Genomic DNA, 19,073 nt, shown 5'->3' on the forward strand with positions numbered 1-19,073 from the left:
TGTCTCACTTGGACGATCTCAAAATCATTTCTGTGGTTACTGCAGATGCGACACAAACCGTTTCAAATTCGCGCAGAGCCTGTCCCGCTTCGTCGAGGTTCGCGGTCCGTCACTCGCTGGTTTTTGCTAGACGAGAACCAGGCCGTAGGTTAATTTGACCTCAAATCACAGCGCGTTCGATTGAGGAGAATGAAATCTCTCATCAGCCGTGCAGCGACGCCCGCAATGGATCAGGAGAATTATTGTGACCGATCAGGACCATGAATCGCGACAGTTAGACTCCCGTTTGCCCCGCCGCGAATTATTGGCGTACGCCGCTTTTGGAAGCGCTGCATGGGTAGCCGGATCGAAAGCGGGACAGGCAGAACAAACAGGTCCTACGATAAAACGGCCTGTCTATAAGATGAAAAAGTCGATCAATCTTTGGGCGTTTCCCTACCCGGATAAAATGACACTGCGACAATGTTTGCAATTGGCGAAAGATGCAGGCTTTGATGGGATTGAACTGAACTACGATTTGGAAAGCGATCTTTCACCTTCCTCTGGAACGAAGCAATTTCATGCCATCCGCCGACAGGCTGAGGAGATTGGAATCGAAGTCAGTGGTCTGTGTTCGTTCTTATTTTGGCCCTATCCATTGACTAGTAACGACCCCGCAGAACGTGCGCGTGGAATCGAACTTGCAGGTAAGATGACGCAGGCAGCCCATGATTTGGGTACAGAAAATCTTTTGGTCGTGCCTGGCGCAGTTCATATGCCTTGGCGAGAAGACCACGATCCCACGCCGAATGATCTTTGTGACCGAAGAGCGCGGGAAGCGATTGCCAAATTGATTCCCCAAGCGGAACGACTGAAGGTCCATCTTAACATGGAAAACATCTTCTTCAATGGATTCCTGATGTCGCCTGGAGAAATGAATGAGTTTGTCGACAGTTTTTCAAGCGATCATGTTCATGTTCATTTTGACACGGGAAATATTATGCAATATCAATTCCCTGAGCATTGGATACCGATCCTTGATCATCGAATCAAAAACGTTCATCTGAAAGAGTTCACGAAAAATGGCACTGACAGTTCATTGGAAGCATTTCGACCCCTGTTGGATGGCACCACAAATTGGCCGGCCGTTCTGGAGGCGTTCGACGACATTGGCTACGAAGGTTATCTGACCTTTGAGTATTTTCATCCTTACCAACACTTTCCTGAAGCGTTGATCTATCAGACAGCTGATTCGCTCGATCGGATGCTAGGTATCAAAAGTTAGGCCGCGCTGAATATTGCCGGGAGATTACAGGATGTGAATCGACGTCAACGGAGGTACTTCCGGCAGTAGGTTTTTCTAACGCTTTGACTTTTGTTCGAGTAGCCTGTCTGGCTCGTAGAAATCCACCCAATTCCAGCGTTTTATTCGCTTGTGGCTGTAATGGCGTCTTTCCGCAAACATGAGCATTGCCAACTGCGAACAACCTTCGAGTGGCTCTAAGTCCCCATCCGCAATCGTCGTCGTACGTCCTGCGAAAGACAGGGCACGGAGTCGAGAGAGCTGACGAACGGGCTGAAGGGATTCCATCACTCCCACATCATCCAGATTCAGGATTTCAAGTCCGGGTAATTCGCGAATAAAGCTGAAGTCAGACACCTGATTACTCCCTCGGATAGACAACTAGCGGAGGTGGCGCAGTCGACCAATGCCTTGAAAATCTTCGATCTGCCGGCAGTTTAGAAGCTCAAGTCTTTCAAGTTTGTCTAATTCAAGAATCGGTTCGATCGACCTGATGGGTGAATTACCTAAGGTAAGCTTTTGGAGGTCCCGCAATCCCGCAAGATTTGCGATGCCAAATCGGTCCATCTTGTCGAAGTAAGCATGGCGGAGATTGTGACATTCGAGAATGCTTGACGCTCCAGGCCACCAGGAAATAAAACAGGAATGCAACGAGTTGAGAGCTGAGAAATCGATGTGACGCTCGGCGTGGGTGCTGATTCTTAACTTCTCCAGCTTCAAAAGACTTTCAAGGGGTGACAGATCGGTCCCTGATGGAGCAGGCGTAACCAAGTCGAGTAAACGCAACCACGGTAGGCCCCGCAAGAATTGATAATCTTGATCGACCCATCCTCGCGCAGAGTTCAGATAAAGTCCCTCAACATGATGGTCTCGCATGAATCGAAGAACATCATCCGTCCATGGTCCGGAAAGCATAAGCCCCTCAAGGTCGTCCGCCATATCACGGTCGAGTGGATTTTCGGACAGAGGATACGGATTGGTCACTAAGTGAGACTTCACGATCGAGTCATCATCTGGTTTCAAATTGCGTCAACGTCTGTTTCTTTGTTAAAGTTTTCCACAATCGCACGTTTCGCTTTTATTGCACGATCGTGTGACCAAGAATCCGCGGCTAATGCAATTTCCTGCTTGGGATCGATTACGGTCCGTTCTCGGCCATGCTTGAAGCCGCAGGCGAAATCGTCATGCTCACAAAGTGGCATCGCGTTTTATCGTCAGGTGGCAGTGATGGAAACGGCATCAGTCTCGGTTTCCTTTTGCCTTACACGCCCAGCGAGAGAAGATAAACCGCATGCGCCTTCACAACAAGCGACTTTTATTTGTGATACTTAGATCCTCCTGGTAGCATCAGGTGAGGCAGGGAGAAGAGAACTCAACCATAAAAGGATTGTCCTGATGCGCATCCTGTTCTTGACGCTGATTTTGTTGGGATTGTCAACGGATCCGGCTTCGGCTCAAACCCTCCGTTTCCGACAGAACAACACGGCGTTACCACAATTTGGAGGCTACGCCCCAGGTGCTGGGGCAACGATTACGATATCACCGCAGCTTCCCCTCACCTTACGACAAGGCAGTTCGAGCCGTGCGTTGCCTCAGTTTGGTGGGTTCGTACCAGGATCCGGTGCACGGTTGAGCTTCCCTGGTGCTTCGGCCGCTGGGCAACGGGCACAACAAAGAGCGATACAAAATAATCAAGCAGTCGCACAAGCTCGTCAGCGAGAGGAGGAGGCGAAAGCTTTTGAGAGGCAAGCGGTGCGCGATCAACGCCGAGAGCGCGCAGCAATCGGTCTGCTGCGAAAAGCGAAATTAGCTGAGCGAAAAGGCAATCGCAAATTGGCCGCCAAATATTATTATCGGGCATTGCGCCGCGACTCGGCGATCGTCAATCCAATTGCACAGAAAGGTTTAAATCAACTCGGGGCCAACCCCAAGTAACTGCCGGTTCTATTGGGTAATCTCCAAGCGGCTTTTCACTCGCTCGATTCGAAGACGGGGGGCCTGGAGGTCGTATCGACTCGTGGGACCTGCGATCGGCGATGATGGCTTGCTGACTGATGCACTACTGAGTTGGCATCAGGCGAACGATGTTAACTTTTCAGTTTCCGTCCGTCGGTTTGGCGTAACCTTGTGTCACGAGCCAATGGCCGCCATGTTTTGGCCAGGTCGAAATTTGCGAATTCGCCACATCACGCAATCCATAGCCATGCCCGCCGTTCCCGTAAACGTGCAATTCGGCCGGAATGCTGTGGCGTTTCAAACTCGCATAAAAGAGTACAGCACCCAGCGAGGAAGAATTGTCATCATGGGTATGTACAAGAAACGTAGGTGGGCAGTTTGCGGGCGGCCCCACTTCTTGAATCAGTTGATCGCGCTCACCATCGTAAATATTCCAGGGGTAAATCAGCATGGCAAAATCTGGGCGATGCGATGTTTGATCGATATCGTCGATGGGATCGTAGGCCAATTGGCCCTGATCGCCGAGTAATCGAGCAGCAACTTGTCCCCCTGCAGAGAATCCCACGAGGCCAATTCGGTCAGGCTTAAGCCCCCAATCGCGGGCGTTATGTCGCACGAGCGAGAGCAGGCGTTGGGCATCTTGCAGTGGCTCAACCCAACCGGTCTGTGCCGGTCCGGTTGTCGTACGGTAGCTTAATACGAAGGCAGAGATACCGTGTTTGTTCAGCCATTTTGCGGCCTCGGAACCTTCCTTGTCAGGAACGACTTTACCGAATCCGCCCCCCGGAAGAATGACCACACCGGTTCCATTAGGTTGAGGAGCGAGGTGAACTGAGTAAGTAGGGCGCGTAATCTTCACCACGCGTGTCACTGGAGGGATTTCACGTTTGCGAAACGGAAGTAATTCTCCGGTAGATTTCGTCGTTTCTCCAGGTGCCAACCCCGGCCAGACATCTCGCCTTTCAGCTGCGCTTAATGTCGTAGCACCGAAGGCAATCAGCAGAATAAGGGTTCGATACATAGTTCAGCTACTTTCGGTTAGCGAATGATCGGATGGACGACTTTTGATTCTTCCACACCCGTTAGGCGAAAATCAAGTCCTTGAAATCGGTAACTGAACTTCTCATGATCGACACCCAGTAAATGGAGAATTGTCGCGTGCAGATCACGCACCTGTACGGGATTTTCCGCGACATTGTAGCTGAATTCGTCGGTCGCCCCATACGTTATACCTGATTCAATTCCGCCGCCAGCAAGCCAGATTGTAAAGCAGCGAGGGTGGTGGTCGCGGCCACCCTCAGGGCTGTCCCACTTGCCCTGCCCCGCCACACCTCGTCCGAATTCGCCACCCCAAATTACCAACGTGTCATCGAGGAGTCCTCGGCGTTTGAGGTCGGTTACTAAGGCCGCACTGGCTTGATCCGTGTCGCGGCAACGTGCCACACACCACGAGCTCAATCGACTGTGGTGATCCCAATCTGGATGGAACAACTGCACAAAGCGTACGCCGCGTTCGATGAGGCGGCGGGCTTGAATGCAGTTCGCGGCGTAACTGCCAGGTCGCCGTGAGTCTTGGCCATACAGGTCGAATGTCTCTTCCGTTTCATCGCTTAAATCATTCAACTCGGGAATGCTGGTTTGCATTCGCCACGCCATCTCATACTGACGAATTCGAGTTTCGATCTCCGGGTCACCTGTGTGATTTGCCCGTAATTGGTTGAGTTCTGCAATCCCATCTAGCATTCCACGCCGAACGGACCGAGGTAATCCGTCCGGATCGCGAAGATAAAGAACGGGATCCTTGGAATTCCTCAGCTTGACGCCCTGGAATCGCGAAGGCAAGAAACCGCTTCCCCAATAGTGGTCGTAGAGCGGTTGATCACTGGGCCGTTTCATTTTTGATATCAACACTAAATAATCCGGCAAATTGTTATTCTCACTACCCAGGCCGTAACTCGTCCATGCTCCCAAACTGGGGCGCCCGGGGATCTCGTGGCCGGTGAGGAATTTTGTCATTGCCGGAGCATGGTTAATTTGATCGGTCACCATCGACTTGACGAAACACAAATCATCAGCGACTCTCGCATGATGAGGCAGCCATTCACCGATCGTAGCACCACTTGCTCCGTATTGTCGGAAGCGGGTTCGCGCTGGCATGACGAGCTGTTTTTGGTTAGCGGTCATGGTAGTCAGCCGCTGTCCCTGCCGAACACTGTCGGGAAGTTCCTTGCCAGCCCACTTTTCTAAGCCCGATTTGTAATCGAAAAGTTCAATCTGCGAGGGTCCACCGGATTGAGTCAAGAAAATGACGTTTTTTGCGCGTGGAGGATGATGCAATACGGATCCTGCCGCCAGCGGACCGGCCGATGCTGTTTGCGTGTCGATTTCCAATAACCCCAAAGCCAACGCGCCGAGGCCGAGCCCCGAACAGCGCGACAGGAATTGTCGCCGAGCCAACCGCGTTTTATCGACATGGGGCTGCTGCTGCGTCCCGGCAGGGTCATTCATGGGTGATGGCCTCGTCAAGATTGAACACTAGGCTAGTCAACACGGTGTAAGCCGAAAGCTCGGAAGGCATGTTGGTCGTTTGCTGTTCTGGCTGGCCAAACTGCAGGAATCGCTTCGCCTCTTCCGGTTCCGCCCGGTAGAACTCAATCGCACTCGACAGCTCTCGCGTCAGAATCTGTTCCTCGTTATCAGTGGGTTTCCGCGAAACGATCGTAGTAAAGATAAAAGCAACGCGACTCTCGGTGTCGGGCTGTGTGAGCAATGCGGTTCTCGCTAACGCGCGAGAAGCCTCCAGGATGCTCAAATCATTCAGCAGTGTTAAAGCATGCAGCGGAGTATTTGTTCGTCGTGGTCGGACCTCACACACACGTCGTTGTGAGCTGTCAAAAAGAAAGGTGGGCGCCGCCGACCGTCGCCAAAAGGCGTAAAGTGATCGCCGGTGCTGAGCCACACCCTGACTCGGCTGATAGCGGAAACGGCCCATGAACATTTCCGCCCACACACCATCCGGTTGGTAGGGCATCACCGGGGGACCGCCCAACACCGGATTAAGCAATCCACTTGATTGCAACGCCGCATCACGGATCATCCAACTTGGCAAACGGTACCTCGTCGCGCGGCCTAATAACTTATTTTGCGGATCAAGCTCAAGCAGTTCCGGCGTCACATGACTGCTCTGGCAGTAGGTGTCACTGGTGACAATGAGCCGTAAGATATGCTGCAAATCCCAATCGTGGTCCATTAGCTCGACGGCAAGCCAGTCGAGCAGTTGGGGATGCGTGGGCAACTCGCCCTGCAATCCAAAGTCCTCCGGGGTTCGGACGATTCCCGCACCAAAGCAAAGCTGCCAGAGCTGATTTACAACGACCCGAGCGGTAAGCGGATTGTCACGTGATACCAGCCAATGGGCCAGATCGAGTCGGGTCTGCTCTTCTTCCTGAGGCCAGGGCAAAACTGAAGCCAAGACTTGAGGCCGAACCTTATCACCTTTTTGATCCCACACCCCCCTTTCCAGGACGTGTGTTGATCGAGGGCTATCTCGTTCGGCAAGTACCATAACATTCAGCTCCTTGGCAGCGTGCTGAAAGTTCGACAATTGATTACGAGCCCGATCAAGGCTCGATTTCGCAAGCTGGTAACCACGGTGATCCGTCAGGAATTGTTCAAATAATCGAGCTCGCAACCCATCTGAGATCGAAGTTGGCTTCGCGACTGTTTTCGCCAATTCCTGCAACGGCATGGGGGACAATGACCGCACCGCGTTGCCGGGCTGATCGGTGACCGCAAGGCGGAATCTGCCAATATTGGCATCTCCACGCGTGGAACGGTGGAGCATGACAAAAATCAATTCTTCGTCGGCTTGAAGGAGCAACGGATCAGCTAAGGCGAATACGGCCACATGCGACTGTTGAGCGTCATGAGTCTCCGTTGTCCACCCGTTGCGTGGGTCGTCGTCTAACGTATCTCTAACGTTTCCGTAATTTCGACCTTTGGCCGTCTTTTCCACATCGGCGACCGCAAAAGCCAGTTCCACATCTCTGATCTGAGATTGTCCTTTCATTCGGACTTGCAATTTGACATCGGTGAGAACAAATTCACCTGTCACGCCGCGTGATAGCTTGCCTTCGGTATGCGATTCGTGCGGCAAAACTTCCAGTCTAATTCCTGTGACTCGAGCGAGCGTCGTTGGTGCAATGATTCGATAGTCATCCTGTCGCGGGTTCGGACCACGAACTTGAATCACTCCATTGTCTTCCTGGGTTAGCACCGATCCTTCCGTCGATTCCTGAAGGCGAGGATCCAGAATGGTCCATGGTTGGAAACCCGAGGTCACCTGTTCGCATTGTTTGACGAGCCAAGGTGAGAATTCACGCCGGGCCTGTTCTTTCGTCCGTTCTTCAACGGCTGTTCTGCGCTGCACAAGTTGCTGAGCATCGTCAATCATGCGTTGCGCGTGGGGTGACTTGTATTTCAGATACGGCTTCGCGCCGCCACCTGCCTTGCCATCCTCATCGATACTGTTAAAAAAACCAGTCAGGCTGTAATAGTCGTTTTGTGAAATGGGGTCAAACTTATGTGCGTGGCATTGGCTGCAACCTAAGGTGAGCCCCAGCCAAACAGAACCGGTTGTGTTAACACGATCGCGTACGTAATCGACGCGAGATTCCTCCGGATCGCGACCGCCCTCGCCATTGGTCATGTGGTTTCGGTGAAAGCAAGTGGCTAATTGTTGCTCTGCCGTCGAATCAGGTAGTAAATCGCCGGCAAATTGCTCAATCGTGAATTGATCGAACGGAAGATTCTCGTTGAACGACTGGATCACCCAATCGCGCCACGGCCAGTTAGTCCGAGTTGAATCGGCTTGGTAACCATCGGTATCGGAGTATCGTGCCGCATCGAGCCACCACATTGCCATCCGCTCCCCGAAGTGCGGTGATTTGAGTAGCCGTTCGATATGTTCCTGATAGGTCTGAGCAGATGAATCGTGCCGCGATGCGTTGAGTTCTTTGAGGCCAGGAGGCAAACCGATCAGATCAAAAGAGGCTCTCCGATAAAGCGTCTCGTTGGGTGCTCGCTCCGAAAGAGACAGCCCTTCTTTTGAAAGTCGTGCAACGACAAACGAGTCAATTGGGTGGGCTTCCTCATTCGGCAAGTTGGGACGCCGGGGTTTTTCGAATGCCCAATGCCGTCCCCAAGTGGCGCCTTCCGCAATCCACTTTCTGAGGGTAGCGATTTCACCCTCCGAAAGTGGTTTGCGATTTGAATCAGGAGGTGGCATCTGAAGGTCGGGATCGCTGCTTGTCACGCGCGATATCATTTCACTTGCTTCAGGATCCGAGGGAACAATCGCCGCAAGTTCGATGGCTGATTCGGCCTGATCAAGCCGAAGATCGGACTGACGTTGCGTTTCGTCTGGTCCGTGACAATGAAAGCAACGGTCCGAAAGAACGGGGAGCACGTCACGGCTGAAATCGATCTGCTCTTCTGCTGACGTGTTGGTCATCAGTCCGAGCACAGCCAAGAGTGGGACAATTCGGCGATAAGCTGAAATACACATGAGCAAGCAGGTGCGGCGACAGGTGGGTATTGAGGAAAGAAACGTCATTCATCGATGGAATTCACAGTTGCCCCGAAAAAGACAACCGTGATTGCCACACTACAACCCTAATCGAAACGGGCGTCCAAGTCATGCACCAACCGACCCCAGATTGGTACAATTTGACCACAGGCGGGGTAAGCCACTTTCTGCCTGCGGCTTTCGCTTCGCGTGGCGAACCATTCGATGCTATTTGGGGGAGAGATCGGCAGCGACGGCCCTCGGAGCTAATCTGGGCACTCACTCGACGGGAAGTTGTGACGAGATCTGACCGAACAGCAACTTCGCCCAGAATTCCGACCGATGCTTTCTGGGCGTGGAAACAGGCTTGAAAGATAAAAAGCCTTCTTCCCAGAACCGGAAAGAAGGCTTTGTCTCGCAACCATTGAGGTCAACCAAGTCGCCCTGTCGTTATTTGCGATTTCGCGTCAGGGCAATCAGGCCGATCAGCAAAAGCACCAAGGAGGACGGTTCGGGAATAGCGACGGCCGGATTGGGCCCGCCTGGTCGCTCTCCGGCGTTATAGCCCGCGTTACCAAACGCTGTGACCAAATCACCCGAGTCAAACGTTTGGTCGCCATCCCAATCGCCTTGCTTCCAAGTTGCGGCTTCACCCGTTTCGTATTTTGCAAACGAAAATACGGTGACCAAGTCCGAACTGTTGAAAAGACCATCCAAATTGGCATCGCCCATCCAGGTGTTCTTAAAATCATTTACCCAAACAACTCGGTCGGCTGTGTTTACAACACCGTCTTTATTGGCGTCGTAGCTCAGGTCCTGATTCACGATGCCTACAGAGGCCTGTAAGTCGAGATCACCTTCATCCAAGAAACCGTTGCTATTGTAGTCGCCCACTTTTCCAACCGGACCATCGGGAATCCGGAATGCGATTTCACCTAATCCGACACGATCACCACCTGGGCCCCATCCGTTTTCGCCGGATCCGTCGCCTGGATCATCGAAGTAGTTGTCCGTGACCGTCATTTGGACATAGCGAGCCGTCACTTGTTGATCGAATTCAAAGCTACGGCGCTCAATCGCCAGGAATTCGTCGAACTCTTCGACGAGGAACGATGGGTTGTAGGTAATACCCGAGCCAAAACCACCAGTGCCTTCGGCGCTGGTGGCGAACAGTAACTCGAATTCTCGCGTCCCATTTGTGTTTCCGTCTTCGTAGCCCCAAGTGCTAATCTCATCAAGTAGGACGTCAGCACCTAAATCGAGTTGAATTACGGGCATCCCTACGCAATCAATGTAGTCGGCTGGATAACCACAATCTGCCGTCGTGACCCAATTCCCTTCGGCGCCCGAGCCGATTTTGTCATAGGGCTCTTCTTCTTCAAAACCATAACCGGGGCCTTGGATGAGATTAGATGCCGGCCAGTACTCGCCGCCAATATCATCGGGATAGAAAACTTCGACAGACTCGAATTCGTCTGGGAACTCGTAAAATTCGTCAGCGAAGGCCTGCGACGTGCAGAAAGCACATAAAACACAAAACATCGTTAGGTGACGTATCACTGGCAAACTCCTTGGGGGGGGGATTATTTCTGGATAACTCCCTACTTTGCCGGTTTTTCTTGATTTGTCAATTCGCAAAGTGAAGACGGCCATCAAAAACGATCAAAAAGGGATTTGCGTCGGCGGGCAGCCTGGCGGTGTAAAGTATCTGAAACGAGAAAACGCCTGGCATTCTTGCGTTCCATCGCTTTCCGCTAATCGACAACATCAGCGTTTAACATCGGATGGGCTAGCCGCTGGTAGTGCGATTCATGAGCAGAAACGGGATGGGTCGATCGCCTTCCATCCGGCCAGCAAATTTGAACTTGGCTCGGACGTTGGCTCCAATAGAGTCGCGATGGAAGTTGTGTGAGATAGCCTTCGCCCGCTCCGACAACCCGCATGGCGAGCGCGCCGTCCTCGTAGATCGCAGTGACATGCGCTCCGATACCATCTTCATTGCCGCGAGGTCCAAGTAATTGAAGCACATAGGGTGACTTTGAGCTGGGCGGCGATTGTGCAAAACAGCGGGGTGAACCGTCATTGAGGGTCACGACCAGATCTTGCCAACCATCGTGATTGATATCGACTGCTGCCGCGGCCTTAGCGTCCTCTGGAATCACAATTCCGCTCTGATCAGGCCAGACGCTCGTGTATCCCTCGGTTGATTGAAATTCCAGAAGTGTTCCAACGGCACCATTCATACGTCCCGTTTCTCGTTGGGGACTGTAGAAGTTTTGAGCAACAAACAAACTGGGATAGGACTTCCCGGTTTCCAGGAATACGGCGCCAAACGCCGGCGCAGTTTGGGCCATTGGAGGAAGTGAACGCGTTTCGAAATGACCATCGCCGTCATTCAACAAAAGGCAACTCGCCAGCACTGTCACCTTCAATTGGAGTGCGTCATCAAGGTTCGTTTGTGAATAAATGTCCTCAAGCGTCGCACTCGCGAAGCTATGGTAGGAGTCGAACCGCTCGCGAAGAACCGGCATGGCATTACTCGAACAGCTACGACCGCGAATTGGCAGAAGTGCCGAATCCGTGGACTTGGCCTCTACGATCCGTGTTTTACCGCTTCCATCAAAGTCATGAAAGAAGATCATTTGGGGATGATCTGGCGAGGGGTGGTACTTCGTGTTATGTCCGAAATTGCTGGCAATTAGATCCAGGTCACCATCCGCGTCAACGTCAGAGACGGCCAAGCCGTTCCACCAGCCCAGTAAGTTGGCCAAGCCAGCCTCCTGGCTATGATCTTGGAGCGTCCCCTGCTGGTTTAAGTACAACTGTATCGGGCCGTATTCGCTCGCTGTGATCAAGTCACACCAACCATCTGAATTCACGTCACACCAAAGAGCCGAGGTAACCATTCCAGCCTCGAGTAAGTCGGCACACCGTTGCTGTGTTTCGTCTTGAAATTTCCCCTGATGATTGACGAGCAGTCGGCTGGGAGAGCTCAAAGGATATTGCCCGGGCAACACGCGACTACCAACGAATAAGTCCAGATCACCGTCACGGTCAAAGTCATTCGCAGTGACAGGCCCACCACTCTCACGTAGGTCTGGCAAACGGTCGTTCGCCAATTTCCAGACGACCGTGTTGTCAGCGGCCAGCCCTTGGTTGAGATAAAGCCGATCCCTTAACCGTTCGTCTTGCTGGCCCGCCTCAACACCTCCGCTGACCACAAAGAGGTCTCGGTCACCATCCGCATCGACATCGATGAATAGGCACCCCATATCTTCAGCGGCCGCATCCGCCGCAAAGATGCGTGTGTCGGGCGCCGTAAAGCCGCCTGCCCCATCAGCAAGCAGCAATTGTCCCGACTGCCCGGCTGCTCCACCCAAGAACAGATCGACAAGGTCGTCACCATTCACGTCCGCCCAGGCCATTCCAGGCCCCAACTGGGAGAGTTTGTTGGGTAGCAGCGGTTGCTGGACATAATCATCAAAGGGACGCTCGACGTGTTGAGCTTTTGCCAAGGTATCACTCTGTTCAGAAAATGCATCCGCTTGATCGTTCCTAGCAAGGGGTTCGCCTTGGGGAGAATCCTCTTCGACCACGGTAATCAACTGATTGGCGGCAACATCGGTAAGCGTCTGCACCGATCCGCTCGGCCATTGGATGGTGATTTCGGGAACGACCTCTTGCGCACCAAGTCCGAAATAGACGTAAGGGTCGTTGGACGACATGTATCCGTTGTGGGGATTGAACCATCGCATCTGTCGACCGCACCGGATGACTGCACCATATCCTTGGGAATTACTTTGACGACCTCGAAGAGCTAGTTTCAAGCGATTTGCCGACGCGGGTGACCCATTACGATAGACGGAAGGCATCGCGTCGAAATTATTCACAATCAGATCAAGGTCGCCATCGTTGTCCAAGTCTCCAAAAGCCGCTCCAAAACTGATCCCCAATAAATCAACACCCCACTCTTTGGAAACGTTCTTGAATTTGACTTGATCTCGCTCGCTGGATTGATTGCGGAACGCGAGATTCTTTTCTTTCAGGATCGGCGCTTTGTACCAAGCAAGAGGATCTTTTCTTCCTGATTGTTTGAGCCTTAAATTAAAATCACTATCGAGATAATCCCGTGTGAAGCCGTTGGTCATGAAGGCATCTTCAAACCCATCATTGTCCAAGTCGGCCAGTTTCACCGACCAAGTCCAATCAGAATTTGCCAGCCCTGCCGCTTGGGCGATCTCGAGAAAGCGATTTGTCCCGGTGTTCAAAAAGAGCGCATTTCGCATGTGCTGACGCGGCTCGGTCCAATCCAGGAACCATGCAAGGGCATCCATGTTCCCCATCGACATTTTTTGCCGGTAATGCGATGTACCCGCCATATCAGTCGCGAGCAAGTCCAAGCGGCCATCACGATTGATATCAGCAAAGGCTGCTCCCATGGTAAACCAAGGGGTGCTTGGCAACGCCGACTGCGTGTTGTCAGTAAAGGTGCCATCCCCGTTATTTAAATAGAACCGATCGGGGTCAGTAAAATCATTGGCCACATACAAATCGGGCCAGCCGTCGCTGTTTGCGTCCCACCAAGTGACATCCAAGCCGTGATAGTATCCGGCAAGCTTCGCCGATCGGGAGACGTCGGCAAAACGCAACGCCCCTGTCTCCTTCAACAAATTCTTAAACAGATGGTCCGCTTGGCCTGCCTTGAAAAACTTCTGCTCACCAGTTGGAAGCGTGAGGACACCCACCTCCTCAAGATAGTCGGGCGCCACACGGTAATTACCACGTCTGCCCAAATACTTGACCTCTTTCTCTGTTTTAGGCTCGATGCGATTTGTCGTGAGATATCCATCCAGATCGCCGTCATTGTCGAAATCAGCCCAAGCCATTTTCACGCTCGCTCCGCGAAAATCGAGACCGATTTGTTTTGCAACTTCGCGAAACTTCCCCGATCCTTCATTAAGAAATACGAGGTTAGGTGACTGATAGCTGCAAACTACCAAATCCAAACGATGGTCCTGATTTAAATCCACCCAAGCAGCTCCAGTGGTCCAGTGATCCTCACAAGATAGACCTGCTGATTGCGTACTGTTTTCGAATTTAAAATCACCCAAGTTTCGGTACAACTGCAAGCCACCATGCGGACGTGTCAGCAAGACGTCAGTCAGGCCATCACCGTCATAGTCACCCATGCAAACACCGCCGCCTGTAAAACCGGTTTTCAATAACAATTGCTCATAGCGACTGCTTGGTTTCCACTCATGGCGAAAATCGATTCCTAAGGACGCCGCATCCAAACTTTCCATCAGCTTTTGGGGTGCCGATGCAGCAGGCGTCATGAGGCGGCTGGCAGAGGTGAGGGGATCGGGTGCGGGGCTAGATTCACGCTGACATCCAAATGCCAACAATACCAGTGACACCCATGCCACCCGAAAGGTGCTAGGCGTGATCGTCCCAGACCTATAGAAGTCAGGCAGAACCGAATGAATTGAATTCATAACGAAAACAGCAGGCAGGACGCGAGCCAAAACGGGCGACGAACGACGGATCAGCACCCATTGTAACCGCTGAATTGATTCCGGGGAGAAAGTCCCGTCGATCCCCGTGGAAAGGAGAATTAGCTTGGCGAATGAATAAAAAAGGGCAAGCCGTTTCCTGGCTTGCCCTGAATACTCACCTCTTTTCGCTAGATTCTTATTTACGGCGACGCAAACCAAGTAAGCCGACGACCGCCGTGATCAACAACAAGACGGAACTCGGTTCGGGTACCACCTGGAAAGCAATTTCACCCAAACCAACACGATCGCCACCCGGCGCCCCTCCGGCACTGCCATCGCCAGGAGCTACAAAGAAATTGTCTTCGGCCACAAATTCAACGTAAACGGAATTCAATGTCAATCTGCGAAGCCTGGGGAAGCCGGGGCTTTCCGGTCCCTATATTCAAAGAGCTTATCAACCGACTTTGCCTCCGCGCAACGGCTAAGATCGAGGAGTATCCGCTCCTGAATGCAGCAGATCGTCGCTTGGACCGGATTTCGTATTCCGAATAATCGAATTCAAGGCTAAAACATCTGGACTTTTAAATTCACGGCTAAATTCACCGCCCAGAGCCTTATTTCGGATCAACTCAAGGCAGGTGAGGCCGAGACGACCTCTTTCGGAGGCGGTAGACGATTGGGAGCGTTTGCGGTGGGTGTAGAACGTCTAAGATTCTTTGCGGAATAAACCGGGGCTCGTGATGGACGACGACAACAAGAAACTTCAAGCAACTCCGCAATCGAGCGAGAAGCTAGAAGTAAAGGATGCACAGGTGATTTTCGCCAGTGTCTGGAATGAACTTGAGACCGAATTCGGCCACGAAAATCTGCGATTTTCGAAAGAACTGATTCTGCTCGGAGGAGCTCCTGGAGCGGGAAAAGGCACGAATACCGGTTTCATTATGAAAGCGCGTGATCTGACCTGCGAGCCGATCGTGGTGAGTTCCCTGCTAAACAGTCCGGAGGCGAAGCAGATCAAAGAAACGGGGGGAATGGTCGGTGATCGAGAGGTCGTTCGACTCGTGTTCAAGCAACTCTTAGACGAAGATTACCGTGACGGTTGCGTTCTCGATGGTTTTCCACGGACGAGAGTTCAAGTCGAATGTTTGAAACTGTTGGTTCAGAAGATGAATCAGCTCTACCGAGAATATTATGATACGACTTTGGCGATCAACTTTCGCAAACCAACGATTCACGTCATGGTCTTGTTCGTTGACGAACAAACCAGCGTGGAACGTCAGCTGAAACGCGGACGAGAGGTCGCCAAATGGAATTTGAGAGCTGACGGAGAAGGTCTTCCACTGCGAGAGGAGCGGGCCACCGATCAAAGCCCAGACGCAGCCCGTCAACGCTATCGAGTCTTCAAAGAAAAGACATGGGAAGCATTACAGTCGCTGCGTGCCGTTTATCACTATCACTTCGTGAATGCTCAAGGCACGATTGAAGACGTTGAGCGGAATATCCGCAAGGAACTTGATTATCAATCGACGTTAGAGCTCGACCCGCGTACCTATGATGCGGTCCGGCGACTTCCCCTAGCCTCAGATCTGGTAATGCATGCGAGACAAGAACTTGTCAAGCGCATGGATGGTTATGAGCTTGAGAATCGAAAACTGTTTCACCGCGTTATACAACTCATCGAAGATCGATTTATGCCGATCGTGAAACGCCACGCCATACCAGGCATGGCGATCGTAAACTCAGAAGACAATCTGCTGCAAAATCCTCTCGCGTTGACGATGGTTATCGACATTTTCGCAGAACGAGGATATCGCGCTGTGGCAAATGTCAATTACGATGAAGTCCCAGAACACCTGGATCTGCAGACAGGAAGGATCACCTGTTCCAGTAAAAAGGTCTACCGATTCCAAATTCGTTTTGCCGGTTCAGAAATTCGCCGTGGTGGGGCCTGATTCGGGGGGGCGTGGGTTTCGAAATCCACAGCCCAAGACTCGACGTGTCCGACCTCCGATCGGAAGATCGCCCAAAGCTGTCGCGCCATGCCACGGTTGATTACAGTCTCGAACTCGCGGAAACCGACGTGTCCCGGTTTCTCCCAATCGGACCCACTTGTTGAGCGTTCGAATCCGCCGATTGGTCTGACTTCATTCTAGAGATTTTGACATGGGGGCTGCAGCGACACTTGTCATGTCGAGCGTCGAATACCTCGTCACGATTCCCTTTTATGCACAACCTGACGTGACGTCAGCAGCAGGGCTCTGAGTTTAGGTGGTTCAATCTGGCGGAAAGAGCCGAAGAAACGTCCAGAGAACTCCTTTGAGTAAGGTTGTCATTTGCTCTAATTTGTGTCATTCTCTCAACAGCGTAAACGCAGCTTTTGGCACCGACGATCTTCGCAGCGCAAAGGTAATGAGAAGGCCGACTTACAGTTTAGAAAGTTCCTGATGCGAGTTTTGTTTTTTACTCATTATTTCCCCCCTGAAGGAAATGCCCCCGCATCGCGAACTCTTGAAAACTGCCGGCGCTGGGTGTCCCAAGGCCATCAAGTCACCGTTGTGACATGCACACCAAATAGCCCAACCGGCATCCCCTATTCAGGCTATGAAAATCGGCTTTTTCAGCGTGAAGAGATTGAGGGGATCGAGGTTTGTCGTGTTTGGACCTACTTGGCCGCCAACAAAGGAGTCTTTCACCGCACGACCAGTTTCATCTCTTTCATGCTAAGTGCGATCATTTATTCGTTGTGGCGACGCCGACCTGATGTGATTATCGCCACCTCGCCACAGTTTTTTTGCGGCTGGGCTGGGGTGGTCGTAAGTTGGCTGAAATGGCGTCCCCTGATCCTCGAAATTCGGGACATTTGGCCCGAGTCGATTTCCGCCGTGGGCGCCATGAGAAATCGGTTTGTGCTAGGGATTTTGGAGCTCCTAGAAAAATGGATGTACGCGGCCGCCACACACATCGTGACCGTAGGAAAGGGTTACCGACAAAAGCTGCTGGAACGCAATGTACCGGCCAACAAAATCTCTATTGTGACCAACGGCGCAGATACAGAATTCTTTCGTCCGTTGCCGCCCGATGAGGCAGTACGCCAGGAATATGGATTACACGACAAATTCGTTTGTGCTTCCATCGGGACCCTTGGCCTCAGCTCGGGCCTGCAAATTGTGCCCAAAGCAGCCCAAATCCTCCACCAACGGAACCGAAACGATATTGTGTTCATGTTGGTTGGTGACGGAGCGATTGGCGACGAGCTAAAACAAATGGTCGGCCACATGGGCCTGAAGAATGTCATCTTTACGGGGCGCCAAAATAAAAATCGCGTCCCGGCTTTTCTCTCCATTTCCGACGTTTGTCTTGCGCATCTACAACGACGTGAACTCTTCCAAACTGTCATTCCTTCGAAGATTTTTGAGGCGATGGCAATGGCAAAACCGATTCTGTTGGGCGTGGAGGGCTTGGCCGCGGAACTTGTTGAGCGGGCAGGTGCTGGTGTTTGCTTTGAACCAGATAATGCCGAACAGTTGGCCGACATTCTGGAGCAACTTTTGGACGATCCCGCTCGACTCAAACAATACGCTGCAGCCGGTGAATCTTATGTGCGTGAGCACTTTAATTGGGACAATCTGTCTCGTGAGTACTTGGAAATTGTCGAAGACATATTGAGACCTGGAAAGAATCGATAAAAACGGTTGGACGAGAGCAAACCCTCACGTTGCGACGATCAAGACGGTTGGTCACCCAACAATTGCTCCTCCATTCGGCCTGTGCTACCATTGTGCGGCGCTGGCGAAAGAGTAAAGTCCTAGCTTGGCTCAATTCTGCCTGAGTTTCTTGGATTGCCTGTTGGTCGAATGGCCGTACCAACGCACGTGGTCTGGCGAACGCCCAGTGCAAAACCCATAATGTTTGTATCAAGAAACCTCTTTTCTCGAGTCGCTAACTGTTGTCACTATGAGCTCGCTTGTCCGCTGGATCGATCGCACTTTTTATTCCGACTACGAGTCCAAGTGGGACGAGAAGTTATTACGCGACTGCATGCTCAAAGTGCTCACACCCGAGAGTCGACTTCTCGACTTGGGGGCGGGACGCGGCGCTCTTCCTCAAACCAACTACAAGGATCATTGTGCATTTGTTGCGGGTGTGGACCCCGACCCGGCCGTTTTGACCAATCCGCACCTGCACGACGCAAAGGTCCAGGAGGCTCCCGACTATCTGATCCCCTACCCGGACGAGTCTTTCAACGTAGTGGTCAGTAATTCGGTCATCGAGCATATCCGAGATCCAAATGCCTTTTTCGCAGAAGTGAATCGGGTTCTCACGCCGGGCGGTATCTTCGTCGCGAAAACACCCAACCTGTTTCATTACATGCCGACCGTAGCCCGATTTACCCCTCACTGGTTCCACGCGTTCTACAACAAACTGCGTGGCCGCGAAGAGGAAGATACTTTCCCGACAACCTATCCCTGCAATGGCAAAGGCAAGGTTGCAAAAACGGCAAAAGCCTCGGGATTCGATGTTGTAAAAATTGATATTATCGAGGGAAGGCCAGAGTACATGCGGCTGACCGCGGCAACCTATTTCTGTGGCCTTGCCTATGAACGTTTCGTCAATCTATCACCGATCTTCGAGTCGTTTCGCATTGTCATGATTTTTCACGTGCGGAAGATCGGACCACCGTCATAGAACCCGTTGGTTCACCGTAGTTCAACGATCGGCCATCAATCCTGAGTAGTTGTCAAGATTCGTTCCGAAGCCCGGACGAGGATTTCCA

13 protein-coding genes are annotated in these 19,073 nt (G+C 52.1%); 5 read left to right on the forward strand and 8 right to left on the reverse strand.

Annotated features, from left to right (window positions below; translation table 11 throughout):
- Positions 1–244 precede the first annotated feature (244 nt).
- The gene (locus P8N76_15480) at positions 245–1,264 is read left to right on the forward strand and encodes a sugar phosphate isomerase/epimerase (GenBank protein MDG2383068.1); all 1,020 of its coding nucleotides are present in this window, start codon (positions 245–247) and stop codon (positions 1,262–1,264) included.
- Positions 1,265–1,339: 75 nt separating this feature from the next.
- Here the strand turns inward: P8N76_15480 and P8N76_15485 are convergent, their stop codons facing one another.
- Together P8N76_15485 and P8N76_15490 are read right to left on the reverse strand one after the other, a co-directional pair.
- Positions 1,340–1,639 carry a hypothetical protein gene (locus tag P8N76_15485; protein MDG2383069.1) on the reverse strand — a complete coding sequence of 100 codons (300 nt, stop codon included), beginning with the start codon at positions 1,637–1,639 and terminating at the stop codon, positions 1,340–1,342.
- Positions 1,640–1,663: 24 nt separating this feature from the next.
- Positions 1,664–2,281: a leucine-rich repeat domain-containing protein gene (locus P8N76_15490; protein ID MDG2383070.1), complete on the reverse strand. Its 618-nt coding sequence runs from the start codon at positions 2,279–2,281 to the stop codon at positions 1,664–1,666.
- Positions 2,282–2,677: 396 nt separating this feature from the next.
- Between P8N76_15490 and P8N76_15495 the strand changes: the two genes are divergently transcribed.
- Positions 2,678–3,217 carry a hypothetical protein gene (locus tag P8N76_15495; GenBank protein ID MDG2383071.1) on the forward strand — a complete coding sequence of 180 codons (540 nt, stop codon included), beginning with the start codon at positions 2,678–2,680 and terminating at the stop codon, positions 3,215–3,217.
- A gap of 160 nt (positions 3,218–3,377) precedes the next feature.
- Here P8N76_15495 and P8N76_15500 read toward each other — a convergent pair whose 3' ends face one another.
- The 6 genes from P8N76_15500 to P8N76_15525 form a co-directional block, all read right to left on the reverse strand.
- Positions 3,378–4,259 (reverse strand): alpha/beta hydrolase, encoded by an 882-nt coding sequence (locus P8N76_15500; protein ID MDG2383072.1) that lies wholly within the window; start codon positions 4,257–4,259, stop codon positions 3,378–3,380.
- Positions 4,260–4,276: 17 nt separating this feature from the next.
- Positions 4,277–5,746: a DUF1501 domain-containing protein gene (locus P8N76_15505; GenBank protein ID MDG2383073.1), complete on the reverse strand. Its 1,470-nt coding sequence runs from the start codon at positions 5,744–5,746 to the stop codon at positions 4,277–4,279.
- Complete coding sequence (locus tag P8N76_15510) at positions 5,739–8,852, reverse strand: PSD1 and planctomycete cytochrome C domain-containing protein (GenBank protein MDG2383074.1); 3,114 nt, start codon at positions 8,850–8,852, stop codon at positions 5,739–5,741. Before P8N76_15510 ends, P8N76_15505 begins: the two co-directional genes overlap by 8 nt.
- A 402-nt stretch (positions 8,853–9,254) precedes the next feature.
- On the reverse strand, positions 9,255–10,364 hold the full coding sequence (locus P8N76_15515) for a PEP-CTERM sorting domain-containing protein (protein MDG2383075.1): 1,110 nt from the start codon (positions 10,362–10,364) through the stop codon (positions 9,255–9,257).
- Positions 10,365–10,558: 194 nt separating this feature from the next.
- Positions 10,559–14,221, reverse strand: coding sequence for an FG-GAP-like repeat-containing protein (locus P8N76_15520; GenBank protein MDG2383076.1), 3,663 nt, complete (start codon positions 14,219–14,221; stop codon positions 10,559–10,561).
- 274 nt (positions 14,222–14,495) lie between these two features.
- Positions 14,496–14,699: a PEP-CTERM sorting domain-containing protein gene (locus P8N76_15525; GenBank protein MDG2383077.1), complete on the reverse strand. Its 204-nt coding sequence runs from the start codon at positions 14,697–14,699 to the stop codon at positions 14,496–14,498.
- A gap of 340 nt (positions 14,700–15,039) precedes the next feature.
- Here P8N76_15525 and P8N76_15530 point away from each other — a divergent pair, with 340 nt between their 5' ends.
- From P8N76_15530 to P8N76_15540, 3 genes are all read left to right on the forward strand, one after another.
- A complete protein-coding gene (locus tag P8N76_15530) occupies positions 15,040–16,251 on the forward strand; it encodes a nucleoside monophosphate kinase (GenBank protein ID MDG2383078.1) in 1,212 nt (403 codons plus the stop codon).
- A gap of 492 nt (positions 16,252–16,743) precedes the next feature.
- The gene (locus P8N76_15535) at positions 16,744–17,985 is read left to right on the forward strand and encodes a glycosyltransferase family 4 protein (GenBank protein MDG2383079.1); all 1,242 of its coding nucleotides are present in this window, start codon (positions 16,744–16,746) and stop codon (positions 17,983–17,985) included.
- Positions 17,986–18,253: 268 nt separating this feature from the next.
- On the forward strand, positions 18,254–18,985 hold the full coding sequence (locus tag P8N76_15540; protein MDG2383080.1) for a class I SAM-dependent methyltransferase: 732 nt from the start codon (positions 18,254–18,256) through the stop codon (positions 18,983–18,985).
- Positions 18,986–19,073: the final 88 nt, after the last annotated feature.

This window comes from Pirellulaceae bacterium (genome assembly GCA_029243025.1).
GTDB lineage: Bacteria > Planctomycetota > Planctomycetia > Pirellulales > Pirellulaceae.